The following is a 12231-nucleotide window of genomic DNA, read 5'->3' as shown; positions in this document are numbered from 1 at the left end:
TCTATGGCTTGGGGTGAATTCAAAGACACCGCGGCAGAACGCCGGCTATTTCAGCGTCGCGCTTTAGTGATGTTGCTGTTTGTCATGCTTCTGATGACGGGATTACTAGCCCGCATGTATCAGTTGCAGGTCGTTGAGCACGACATCTACACCACCTTGTCTGATAAAAACCGTGTTCAGGTTCAGTCGGTGCCGCCACCCCGTGGTTTGGTTTATGACCGCAACGGGGAATTGCTGGCAGAAAACCGTCCCGTCTTCAGTTTAACCATTGTGCCCGAACGGGCGGCCCCGATTGACGACACTCTGGACCGTTTGGGACGTATTCTCGAGATTGCTGACGAAGATCTCGAGCGCTTCAGGAAACGTTTGAATGAGCCACGGCGACCGTTTCAGGAAATTCCCTTGTTTTACGATTTGGGGGAATCGGATATCGCCAAGATGGCCGTGCATCGGCATGAGTTTCCGGGCGTAGAAGTCACTGCCGAATTAGTACGTTATTACCCTCACAGTGATCTCACTGCCCATGCACTGGGGTTCGTTGGCCGTATTAACCGTGAAGAGCTGAATAGAATTGATCCGGTAAATTACGCGGGGACCAACTACATCGGCAAGTCCGGGATTGAGCGGTTTTATGAAGAAGTGTTGCACGGCCGGGTTGGCTATCAGCACGTCGAAACCAACGCTCGGGGGCGGATTTTGCGCGTATTGGAACGCGAAAACCCGGTGCCGGGTGAAGATCTGGAGTTGCATTTGGATTTGCGCCTTCAGCGCAAGGCCCACGAGTTGTTGGAGGGGCGGCGGGGTGCCGTTGTGGCGATAGAGCCCGCGACCGGTGGTATTTTAGCACTGGCGAGTGTGCCCGGCTTTGATACCAATAAATTTGTCACAGGCATCAGCGTAGCGGACTACCGTGCGCTCAGTGAAAGTAACGACAAGCCGTTGTTCAATCGGGCGTTGCGCGGCCAGTATCCGCCGGCCTCAACCATCAAACCGATGATGGCGGTGGCAGCGCTGGACAGCGGGGTGACAACCCGTGATCGGAAGATCTGGGACCCGGGTTATTTTCAGTTGCGTGAAGGTGGTCGCCGGTACCGTGACTGGAAGCGTTCCGGGCATGGCTGGGTGGATCTGAAACATGCGATGGCGCAGTCTTGCGATGTTTATTTTTACGATGTGGCCGCCGATATGGGGGTCGACACCATGCACAAATATCTTTCAGCGTTTGGTTTTGGTGAAGACGCAACTCTAGACGTCTCCGGCGCCTTGAGTGGTTTGTTGCCTTCTGACGGCTGGAAGCGCGCCATGCGCAATCAGCCTTGGTACCCTGGGGACTCTGTGAACATGGGGATTGGCCAAGGTTTCTTCCTAGCGACACCGTTGCAGCTTGCGACGGCCACCGCGTTGATCGCCAATCGTGGCGAGTGGGTTGAACCCCGCCTGCTGAAGGATATTCGCGGCGAGCGGTCAGCGGCTGAGTTTTTGCCCGCAGAAACCCACAACCCTCTGATTCTGAAAGATTCGGAAAATTGGGAGTATGTGGTCGATACCATGGAGGAAGTGATGCACGGAGCCCGAGGTACCGCCCGGCGAGCCGCAAGTGGTGCCAGTTACCGGATGGCGGGCAAAACCGGTACCGCACAGGTGTTTAGCCTAGGGAAAGACCAAGAATACGACGCGGAAGAGATTAAGGAACGGCTTCGGGACCATGCCTTGTTTGTTGGTTTTGCGCCCGCCGACGATCCGAAAATTGCCGTGGCCATCATTGTCGAGAACGGTGGTGGTGGCAGCAGTGTCGCAGCGCCGGTTGCCCGAGGATTGTTTGATGCCTGGTTGGAAGAGTTTCCAGCGGCCGAGTCCGCCCGTTTGCTGGGGCAGTCAGACCACACTGGGAGTGAGCACTGATGGCGCTGGGGGAAAAATTGCTGGATGGACCGGCGGGAGCCGGCTTAGGGCGGTCGCGTAGCATCTGGAACATACTGCATCTAGACCCGATCTTGCTTTTTCTGTTGCTGATGCTGGTCGGCGGCGGATTGTTTGTTCTCTACAGTGGCGCCGATAGAAACATTGAGGTGGTTAAAGCTCAGGGAATCCGGCTGGCCGTGGCCTTTGGCGTGATGCTGGTATTTGCGCAGCTGGACCCGGCTGTCTTTCGGCGTTGGTCACCATGGTTGTATGTGCTTGGCTTGGCCGGTTTGGTGGCCGTTCTGCTGGTAGGCGTGGGAGCCAAGGGCGCGCAGCGGTGGTTGGCGATCCCGGGGCTGCCGAGGTTCCAGCCCTCGGAGTTGATGAAGCTGGTAGTTCCGATGATGGCCGCTTGGTATCTATCTCGTTACTTCCTGCCGCCCACCTTTGGACGGGTGATGATGGGGCTGTTTATCGTTCTTTTACCCATGTTCTTGATCGTCCAGCAGCCAGACTTGGGCACCTCGTTGCTGGTGGGTATGGCCGGCATCTTTGTGGTGTTTTTTGCGGGCATGAGTTGGAAACTGATCGTGGCATTTTTTGGCTTGGTGTCGGTTTCTGCGCCTCTGATGTGGTTTTTTGTGATGAGGGATTACCAGAAACAGCGCGTCCTGACCTTGCTGGATCCGCAAAGTGACCCGCTCGGGGCGGGGTGGAACATTATTCAGTCAAAGACCGCGATCGGTTCGGGAGGCCTGGACGGCAAAGGTTGGCTGCAGGGGACTCAGTCACATCTGGAATTTTTGCCAGAAAGTCACACCGACTTTATTGTCGCCGTGCTGGCCGAGGAATTTGGTTTTGTCGGTATGTTGCTACTGATGGCTCTGTACTTTCTGATTATCCTGCGCTGTCTGTACATTGCTGTGTCGGCTCAGGACTCTTATGCTCGCTTGCTGGCAGGCGCTCTGACCATGACTTTCTTCATCTACATATTTGTGAACGTTGGAATGGTCAGTGGTCTGCTGCCTGTGGTCGGGGTTCCTTTGCCCTTGATCAGCTATGGTGGGACCTCCGGGGTTACATTGATGGCGGCTTTTGGTGTGCTTATGTCGATTCATACCCATCGCCGGATGATTACAGCCTGAGGTCAGGGTAATCATGGCTGGCCGGTAATGGTTAACGCCGGCAGGAACCCGTTACAATATTGCAGGTCAGTAAGCTCTGACAAACCAACATTAAGAGTTGCGCGCGGTTATGGCGAACATTCTGAAAACATGGTTTCTGGCGCCGGCACTGCTGTTGGCCCTATCTGGCTGCTCCAGCACGCCAAGCGTGGACCATTCGTCAAGGTACACCTTGAAACAGGACCGGGCACCGGAGGGGAACTTCGATGTCAGTGAGCTCGCGGATGCTGAGCCACGTTACGAAGCACCCCGCCGGGCGGGTAATAAGTCGCCTTATCAGGTCTGGGGTAAAAGCTACCGTGTCGTCGACAGCAACGACGGCTATGTGGCAAGAGGGACGGCCAGTTGGTACGGGCAAAAGTTTCATGGCCATAAAACATCGAATGGCGAAGTGTTCGATATGTACTCTATGTCTGCAGCCCATAAGTCCCTGCGTATCCCGAGCTATGCTAGGGTGACCAATCTGGATAACGGGCGATCTGTGATAGTCCGGGTGAATGACCGAGGGCCGTTTCATGGCGATCGGATGATTGACCTATCATACGCAGCCGCGAAAAAGCTAGGTTACCAGTCCCGAGGTACAGCGCGCGTTGAAGTGGCAGCCATCACGGTAAAACCCGACGGTTCTATGTTTCTGGCTGGGGAACCGTTCGACCCAAAAAGCGGCAGTGTGATGGCCAAGCCAGCTCAGGAGCCTGTGGAACCCGCGGAGCCAGCGGTTGAGTCTTCTCGCAAGGCTCTGTTTGTTCAGTTGGGGGCCTTTGGAAGTCCGGAGCCTGCAAACGCAATGTTCGCCCGTGCTCAAAGGGAACTCGATGAGCCCGTGCGGGTTCGACAAGTCTCAACGAGCAATGGTCGTTTTCATCGGGTGCAAGTCGGCCCGTTTGTGAGCGAAGATGATGCTCGATATGCTCAAAACCTGATTGAGTCCAAAGGTTTCGGCAACTCCATCGTACTTACGGATACACACTGAACCGCTTGAGTTCAGAACACACACAAGACAAACCTCTGACAGCGAATGAAACGACCCATGGCTTTCAAAATTTTTACTCGAATGTTTTTCCTGGCTCTGTCTCTGACAGTGTTCGCCGCGCAGGCGTCGGCGCAATCGGTGCTCATTCCCTCCGCGCCACAAATTGCGGGCAGTTCCTGGGTCCTGATGGATCCGCTCAGTGGCCGGGTAATCATGGAGCACAACAGTAACGAGCGCTTGCCGCCGGCCAGCCTGACTAAAATGATGACCGCCTATATCGTTGAGCGTGAGCTGGATGAGGGGCGGATTTCCATGTCTGACATGGTGCCGATCAGTGTCAAAGCCTGGCGCACCGAAGGCTCGCGAACCTTCCTCCGAGAAGGCACCAGCGCGAGCGTACAAGATTTGTTGAAAGGCGTGATTATTCAGTCAGGCAACGATGCTTCAGTGGCCTTGGCAGAATTCATTGCCGGTAGCGAAGAAGCGTTCGTTGATATCATGAACCAGCAGGCTCAACTGCTAGGGATGACCAACACTCACTTCCAAAATGCCACCGGCTTGCCGGCTCAAGACCATTTCTCCACCGCCTATGACTTGGCAGTGCTGGCCCGTGCGATTATTCAAGATTACCCCGAGAACTATCCGATTTATGCTGAAAAGCACTTCACCTACAACAACATCCGTCAGCCCAACCGCAATGCGTTGTTGTGGCGAGACGATAGCGTTGATGGCCTGAAAACCGGGCATACTGACGAGGCGGGTTATTGCCTGGTGGCTTCTGCGAAGCGTGGTGAAACCCGCTTGATTGCCTCTGTCATGGGGACCAGCAGCTCGGCAGCCAGGGCGCAGGAAGTTCAGAAGATGCTGAACTACGGTTTCCGCTATTATGAAACTGAACGCCTGTTCCGCGCTGGTCAGGAGCTGATGGCGGCTGACGTCTGGGGTGGTGCTGTCAACAACGTGTCTGTAGGCATGGCTGAAGACGTTTACGTCACGATTCCTCGCGGCTCCAGAGCCAAGCTTGAATCTACGGTAGACCTTGATTCTGTCATTAAAGCACCCATCAAGATGGGTGAGGAACTGGGTCGGGTTCGTGTCGTTCTCGATGGCGAGACTCTGGTTGAGCAGCCGGTTCTGGCACTGACTGAGATTGAGCAAGGCGGCCTGTTCAAGCGCCTGTGGGATTCCATCAAGCTCTTTTTCATTCAATTATTCAATTAAGACCGCGCGGATTGTCCGCGACGACTTGGGAGTATAGGGCGGCATGACTGAGCCGAAAGCACCGAAAATTGAGTTTCCATGTGATTACGTGATCAAGGTAATCGGAGACTCCGCCCCGGATTTCATCGATGTGGTTGCGGCTATTGTCGAGAAGCATTCACCGGGTATCGATAAGGCTGACATAACCGTAAATGACAGCCGAAATGGTCGGTTTTGTTCGGTTCGGGTAAAGATCGTTGCCACCGGGGAACCTCAGCTTAAAGCGCTGTTCGAAGAACTGAAGGCCACGGGCCGCGTCCATATGGTGTTGTGATGGCAGATCTTATCGTCCGTTCTCTTGGGCAGCAGCCGTACATGGAAGCGTGGGAGGCGATGAAATCGTTCACTGCGTCCCGCGACGAAACCACGGTCGATGAACTCTGGTGCCTTGAGCATCCCAGAGTGTTTACCCAAGGGCAGGCCGGTAAGGCTGAACACATTCTTCTGCCGGGTGATATTCCGGTGATTCAGGTGGATCGGGGAGGGCAAGTCACCTACCACGGTCCCGGGCAGCTGGTTGTTTACCTGCTTGTCGATCTGACCCGGCGTAAGTTGGGCGTTCGATCGCTTGTTGACGAGATCGAACAAGCGATCGTTCGAACCCTGGCGGACTATGACATCGAAGCGGCGCCCAGATCGGATGCGCCTGGCGTTTATGTGAACGGCGCGAAAATTGCCTCGCTTGGGCTGAGGGTTCGTAAAGGATGTTCGTTTCACGGTCTGGCATTGAATGTGAACATGGACATGGAGCCTTTCTCTCGCATCAACCCTTGTGGCTACGCGGGCATGTCGATGTCGCAGGTCAGTAATTTCGTGCCGGGCGTGTCGGTATACGACGTTGAGCAGCACTTGGTTAAGGAGCTGGTTGCCGGGCTGAACGGGCACGACGTCGAGTTCAAGCAGGGCTGGTAGAGCCGCACGCATTGGCCCGTATAGCAATCTCTATGGGGCGGACGGGATAAGCTGTCTGCGCGCAGTGTCGATATAATGTAGCGTGAGAGTTGTTGGGCGGTATTGATAGCTGACCACATTTCGAACACCCCACATTAAGACAGGTTCTTCATGTCTACCAGAAAGCCCGCAAAATCCGTTTCTCGCATCAAGACTGGCAGCTTTGAACGCCGGTTGTCGCTGACCAAGGCTGGTTTGTTCGCCGGGACCCGGATGGCGTCTCACATGGCCACCAATTGGTTCAGCAATAAAGAAACCCGTGATCAGCGGCACCGGGCGATGCTCTCGAGCCAGTCTCAGTTTCTGGTGCACGAGCTCGGTAAGCTCAAAGGCAGTGTGGTGAAGATCGGTCAGGTGATGGCTCTGTATGGCGAGCACTTTTTGCCGGATGAGGTCACTGAAGCGCTGCATACCCTGGAAGACCAAACCACCTCGCTCGAATGGCCGGCCATCGAGCGGGTACTCAAGGAAGAAATTGGCATTGAACGCTTGGCTGAGCTCGATGTGGATCCGGAACCCATCGGTGCGGCGTCCTTGGGGCAGGTGCATCGTGCAGTGCGAAAAAGCGACGGGCTTGAACTGGTGCTGAAGGTTCAGTACCCGGGTGTGGCGGATGCCGTCGATAGCGACCTGAATGCGGTTGCCCAGTTATTGAAAGTCGCCCGCCTGGTCAGCTTCGGGCCTGAGTTTAACGACTGGCTGGAAGAGGTCCGGGAGATGATGCACCGTGAGGTGGATTATCGTCTGGAAGCCCGTACTACCGAGAAATTCCGTAATATGCTCAGTGAGGATCCCCGGTTTGTTGTGCCGCGGGTGCTGCAGGAGTATTCGACCGATCACATTATTGCCTCCACCTACGAGCACGGCCACTCAGTCAGCTCTCCAGCAGTCGCGGCTTTGCCGCAGGCTCGGCGGAATGAGCTCGGCAAAGCCGCGCTCGAGCTGTTCTTCCGGGAGCTGTTCGATTGGGGCGAAATTCAGACTGACCCGAACTTTGGCAATTACCGAATACGCATTGCCAAAGAGCCGGGTGAGGGAAGTGGTTGGGATAAAATCGTGCTGCTCGATTTCGGCGCCGTGCAAAGTTATTCCGATGAGTTCCTCACTCCGGTGATTCAGATGATCAAAGCCTCGTATGAAGGCAATCTGGAATCCGTGATTGATGGCGGTGTCACGCTGAATTTCATGAGCCGGGATTGGCCGGAGGCGGTGTTGGATAAGTTTGGCTCAGTGTGTATGTCGGTGCTGGAACCGTTGGCCCGAGATCGAAGCGAGTGGCCAGATTACGCCGTGAACAGCCAAGGTGAATACCGTTGGAAGCAAAGCGACTTGCCATCTCGGGTCGCAAAGCAGGCCGCCCGTTCGGCTATCAGCCGGTACTTCCGGGTGCCACCCAAGGAGTTTGTGTTCCTGAACCGGAAATTGATTGGTGTCTACACGTTTATCGCCGTGCTGCATGCGGAGTTTAATGGTGAAGACATTCTCCGGCAGTACCTGTACGCAGAAAAAGATTAGCCTAAGGCTTTCTGAACAGCCCAGATAACGAGGGCGTAACGAAGGCCTTTGCCGATACCCACCAGCACAATAAAGTTCAGCCAGGGCACTCGCATCATACCGCCGATGAGTGTCAGGGCGTCCCCTCCCAGTGGAAGCCAACCGAGTAACAGAGACCATTGCCCGTAACGGTTAAAACGGTTACGGGCTTTGTGCAGTTGCATTTCACTGATCGGAAACCAGCGTTTGTCTTTAAAGCGATCGACCTGCCGGCCGATAACCCCGTTAACGACAGAGCCCAGCGTGTTACCAAGGGTGGCCGAGAGCCATAGCCAGAACAGTGGCAGCCCTTGATTCGCCAAGGTGCCCAGCAGTATTTCAGAATAAGCGGGCAGCAGCGTGGCGGCCGCAAAGGATGTCAAAAACAGGGTGAGGTACGCCATGGGCGCTCCATGTTCTACTATGTGTTTTAACGCTTACTTTAATAGGTTTTACTTTTTATGAAACACCTTTCGCTCCGTTTCAAGCTATACGGTTTGGTGATTGCGCTGTTGTTGCTGCTCAGTCTCAGCATCGTTTTGACGGCTCAATGGTCATTAGAAGCTATGGAGGAGCGCCTGTCAGATGATACACGCGATACTGTGCAGGGTATTGTGATGGACCAGCTCGGTGCAACCGCCGGCCAGTACGGTGAGTTGGTCGCCGGCAAGTTTGAAGCAGCTTACCAAACACCGGAAATGCTCCGAGTTCTGATCCGCCAAAACATAGACGACGACAAGTTCGGGCGCATGAGCCGGTGGGCGCTGCAGGATGCACTTCGAGCGGTGTTGGAGGAGCAGCATAGTGTTAGCGCCATCTATGCTCAATTCGAGCCTAATGCCTACGATGGGCTAGATGAGTTTTTCAAAGACGGTGCTGCAGAACACAGCAGTGACGAAGGCACGCTGGATATTTCTTATTTTCGAAACCCCCAGGGCGAAATTGAATTCAGTCGCACAGAAGATCCGTCTGAAAAGTATCTGGACGCTCACAACGAGTTTGGTGACCGCGAGGCGGAGTGGTATCTGTGCGCGAAGGATTCTCGGCAGCCATGCTTGCTGGAGCCCTACGACTATGAAATCGAAGAAGGCTATTCGGAATTAATGACCAGCCTCATTGTGCCGGTTTTGAGTGACGGGCAATTTGCCGGGGTGGTCGGTATCGACATCAATCTGACCACGCTTCAAACCATGGTGAAGGAGGTGAGTCAGGGGCTGTTTAAGGGTGAATCGAAAGTCACCCTGCTGAGTGAAAGGGGGCTGATTGCAGCCTCCAGCCATTATCAGCAGCATCTGGGGCGGCCACTGCAGGAGGCTCTGCCAGAACTGGCCTCGGACTTTTCCAGCCTGCACAAACAGGATGGCCGTTTCGATGATGGTCACACGCTTGCGGTTGCGCACCCGGTCAAGGTGGCCTTGTCTGGGAGCGAGTGGTCGCTGTTAATCGAGTTGCCCAGAGATGTGGCGCTAACCAATGTAAGCGAAATCACCGCTCTGCTTGACTCCGAAGTGGCGGCCACCGCCTCGCGGCAGGCAGTCGTTGCAGCGATTGTGGTGCTGATTGCCATTGCTCTATTGATTCTGCTGGTGCGCTCGGTAACCCGGCCGCTGAATGAAATCCGGGACCGCATGCAGAATTTGGCGAGTGCAGAGGGTGACCTAACTCGAGAGTTGGATATTGATACCCATGCAGAATTGATCGACCTAGCGGGCGGATTTAATCAATTCCTTGCCCGTCTCAGAGAAATGATCAGTGATTTGAAGGAGGTCAACGTCAAGGTGCGTGCCCAAGCCACCGATATGGGGGCGGTCAGTCGCGATATTGATGATCAAACCGGTCAACAGCACGCTGATATAGACAGTGTTGTTACCGCCATGAATGAAATGTCGGCAGCGGCTGGTGAAGTGGCCGGTTTCGCTGGCGAAGCAGCCGATAATGCCCGTGCCGCCCGAGATGGCATTCAGTTTACTCAGGACACCTTGGGCGCAGCTGTAAAAGGGGTCGATGCGCTGGCCAATGATATGGGCGAGGCGAGTTCGGCGATTGGGCATGTGGAACAGCGCAGCGAGGAGATCAACCGGATCATCGAGGTGATTCGCGGCATTGCGGAGCAGACCAACCTGCTGGCGTTGAACGCGGCAATCGAGGCTGCCCGTGCCGGAGAACAAGGGCGAGGCTTTGCGGTCGTGGCGGACGAGGTGCGAACGCTGGCTTCGAAAACTCGCGAGTCCACCGATGAAATCAGTGGCATGATCGAAGCTTTGAAGGGCGATGTCACCGGTGCCGTGTCTGTGATTCAACATGGTGTGGATCGCGCCTCCGGTGCCGTGGATGGTACGCGAGAAGCGGCCCATTCTCTGGCCACGGTTGTTGACCGTATCGGAGTAATCGTTGAGCACGTCACCCAAGTGGCAACGGCGGCGGAAGAGCAAAGCTCCGTTAGTGAAGAGATCAATCGTAACCTCACCCATATCGGTGATGCTGCCACTGACCTGCGCGAGCTGGCACAGCGGGTTCGCCAAAGTGGCGAAGCGCTGGACGGGCAGGTCCAGGTGCTGGATGGGGAGTTGGAGCGCCTGAAAACCTGAGTTCGGCCATCTGCTAAGTATCGGTACTTACTATGAGCACAATGCGCAGGATCAATTTTGAATTTTTTCTGCTCGTGTCATCATTCGCTGCAAATAGAAGTTACTGTCTTATTCACCACAAGGGGAAGCCCTTGTTGCAGGAGGTCGTTATGGAACAGGTCACTATTTACGGGCGTACAAGCTGTGGGTTTTGCTTGCGAGCCAGAGGCCTGTGTGAATCCCAGAACATTCCGTACACCTGGATTGATATGGTCGAGCAGGGCTTGAGCAAGCAGGACGTTTCGGAGCGCATCGGTCAGCCGGTTTATACTGTGCCTCAGATTTTGGTCGGCTCTGAATATGTGGGTGGTTGCGATGAGTTTTTCGTCTACGTACGTCAGCATGGAGCTTAGGCTCTGGAAGCTGTAAGGCATTGTGCGGTGTTATAAAAAAGCCCGGTTACTTTTCAGTAGCCGGGCTTTTTGCTTTCAGGTCTCGCCGATCAGAGCTTGAATTCTGTCTTCAGCTTCTTCTCAACCAGCTGGTTCTTCAGCTTGGCAACCTTCGGCAGGCCATTCTCGAACGGAGGGAAGTTTTCCCCTTCGATCAGCGGCTGCAGGTAGTCGCGGCACTCCTGAGTAATGCCGAAGCCGTCATCCGTGATGTAGTGGATAGGCATTTTCTTTTCCTGGTTAGCCACTTCGCTCAAATTGGCTTCACCGATGGACCAGCGGTAAGGCTTGACCTGATCGCGCACGATGGTCGGCATCAGAGCTTGCTTACCCGCCAGAGCCATTTCCACCGCAGCTTCACCAACTGCGTAAGCTTGTTCAACGTCAGTAGCTGACGCGATGTGACGCGCTGAACGCTGCAGGTAGTCAGCAACGGCCCAGTGGTACTTGTGGCCCAGAGCTTGTCTGACCATGTTGGCCAGAGCCGGAGCTACACCGCCCAGCTGAGTGTGGCCGAAGGCATCTTTTGCGCCAGCGTCAGCAACAAAGCGGCCATCGTCGTACTGGGCGCCTTCAGAGGCCACCACAACACAGTAGCCGTAATCCTTCACGCACTGGTCAACACGCGCAAGGAACTTCTCGCGGTCGAACGGGATTTCTGGGAACAGGATAATATGAGGCGGTTCGCCTTCTTCCTGACCAGCCAAGCCACCTGCGGCTGCGATCCAGCCAGCGTGCCGCCCCATGACTTCCAGAATGAACACTTTGGTGGAAGTTTCGCACATAGACTTGATGTCCAGGCTGGCTTCCAGAGTAGAGGTGGCAATGTACTTGCCGACAGAGCCGAAGCCCGGGCAGCAGTCAGTGAACGGCAGGTCGTTGTCGACGGTCTTGGGCACACCAATACACGTGATGGGGTAGCCCATTTTGTCTGCCAACTGGGAGACTTTGTAAGCCGTGTCTTGGGAATCGCCGCCACCGTTATAGAAGAAGTAGCCGATGTTGTGGGCACGGAACACTTCGATCAGTCGCTCGTATTCACGCTGATTTTCAGAAAAGTTCTTCAGCTTGTAACGGCAAGAGCCGAACGCACCGCCCGGGGTGTGGATCAGCGCCTGAATGTCTTCATCAGACTCCAGGCTGGTATCGATCAGTTCTTCGGTCAGTGCGCCGATGATACCGTTGCGACCGGCGTATACTTTTCCGATCAGATCCGGGTACTTGCGTGCGGTTTGGATAACGCCGCATGCGCTAGCATTGATGACGGCGGTTACTCCGCCAGATTGGGCATAAAATGCGTTCTTGATCGCCATCGCGGGCTCAAGCCTCCTGCTGGTTCAAAGTTGGCGCGAATGATACGCCAAACACGGTCTTTTTTCATGAGGGGATGCCGACTCTTGACCCCGCAG

The 12231-nt window shown here is 55.1% G+C and carries 11 protein-coding genes; 9 read left to right on the top strand and 2 right to left on the bottom strand.

From position 1 onward, the window contains the following. Nucleotides 1–3 precede the first annotated feature (3 nt). The 7 genes from mrdA to ACNQ6O_RS11220 all read left to right on the top strand — a co-directional run bounded on the left by mrdA (nucleotide 4) and on the right by ACNQ6O_RS11220 (nucleotide 7785). Complete coding sequence (mrdA, locus tag ACNQ6O_RS11250; protein WP_418053301.1) at nucleotides 4–1902, top strand: penicillin-binding protein 2; 1899 nt, start codon at nucleotides 4–6, stop codon at nucleotides 1900–1902. Continuing rightward, nucleotides 1902–3047: a rod shape-determining protein RodA gene (gene rodA, locus ACNQ6O_RS11245; RefSeq protein ID WP_418053300.1), complete on the top strand. Its 1146-nt coding sequence runs from the start codon at nucleotides 1902–1904 to the stop codon at nucleotides 3045–3047. Before mrdA ends, rodA begins: the two co-directional genes overlap by 1 nt. Before the next feature lie 109 nt (nucleotides 3048–3156). Beyond that, nucleotides 3157–4059: a septal ring lytic transglycosylase RlpA family protein gene (locus ACNQ6O_RS11240; protein ID WP_418053299.1), complete on the top strand. Its 903-nt coding sequence runs from the start codon at nucleotides 3157–3159 to the stop codon at nucleotides 4057–4059. A gap of 57 nt (nucleotides 4060–4116) precedes the next feature. After that, complete coding sequence (locus tag ACNQ6O_RS11235; RefSeq protein ID WP_418053298.1) at nucleotides 4117–5280, top strand: D-alanyl-D-alanine carboxypeptidase family protein; 1164 nt, start codon at nucleotides 4117–4119, stop codon at nucleotides 5278–5280. 43 nt (nucleotides 5281–5323) lie between these two features. After that, on the top strand, nucleotides 5324–5593 hold the full coding sequence (locus ACNQ6O_RS11230; RefSeq protein ID WP_418053297.1) for a YbeD family protein: 270 nt from the start codon (nucleotides 5324–5326) through the stop codon (nucleotides 5591–5593). Next, nucleotides 5593–6231, top strand: a complete 639-nt coding sequence (gene lipB, locus ACNQ6O_RS11225; RefSeq protein WP_418053296.1) for a lipoyl(octanoyl) transferase LipB — start codon at nucleotides 5593–5595, stop codon at nucleotides 6229–6231. The genes ACNQ6O_RS11230 and lipB overlap by 1 nt, the downstream gene beginning before the upstream one ends. Before the next feature lie 150 nt (nucleotides 6232–6381). After that, complete coding sequence (locus tag ACNQ6O_RS11220) at nucleotides 6382–7785, top strand: ABC1 kinase family protein (RefSeq protein ID WP_418053295.1); 1404 nt, start codon at nucleotides 6382–6384, stop codon at nucleotides 7783–7785. Here the strand turns inward: ACNQ6O_RS11220 and ACNQ6O_RS11215 are convergent. Then, complete coding sequence (locus tag ACNQ6O_RS11215; protein ID WP_418053294.1) at nucleotides 7782–8207, bottom strand: YqaA family protein; 426 nt, start codon at nucleotides 8205–8207, stop codon at nucleotides 7782–7784. The two genes, ACNQ6O_RS11220 and ACNQ6O_RS11215, sit on opposite strands and share 4 nt — an antisense overlap. Before the next feature lie 57 nt (nucleotides 8208–8264). Between ACNQ6O_RS11215 and ACNQ6O_RS11210 the strand changes: the two genes are divergently transcribed. Both ACNQ6O_RS11210 and ACNQ6O_RS11205 read left to right on the top strand, forming a co-directional pair. Continuing rightward, entirely contained in the window at nucleotides 8265–10391 is a 2127-nt protein-coding gene (locus ACNQ6O_RS11210) for a methyl-accepting chemotaxis protein (RefSeq protein WP_418053293.1), read from the top strand. 149 nt (nucleotides 10392–10540) lie between these two features. Continuing rightward, on the top strand, nucleotides 10541–10783 hold the full coding sequence (locus tag ACNQ6O_RS11205; RefSeq protein WP_418053292.1) for a GrxA family glutaredoxin: 243 nt from the start codon (nucleotides 10541–10543) through the stop codon (nucleotides 10781–10783). 89 nt (nucleotides 10784–10872) lie between these two features. Here ACNQ6O_RS11205 and ACNQ6O_RS11200 read toward each other — a convergent pair whose 3' ends face one another. Then, nucleotides 10873–12135, bottom strand: coding sequence for a 6-phosphofructokinase (locus ACNQ6O_RS11200; protein WP_418053291.1), 1263 nt, complete (start codon nucleotides 12133–12135; stop codon nucleotides 10873–10875). Between the last annotated feature and the right edge of the window lie 96 nt (nucleotides 12136–12231).

Origin of the sequence: Marinobacter sp. SBS5, assembly GCF_048285575.1 — a bacterium.
In the GTDB taxonomy this organism is placed as follows: Bacteria; Pseudomonadota; Gammaproteobacteria; order Pseudomonadales; family Oleiphilaceae; genus Marinobacter.
This window is presented reverse-complemented; position numbering and strand designations above follow the sequence as displayed.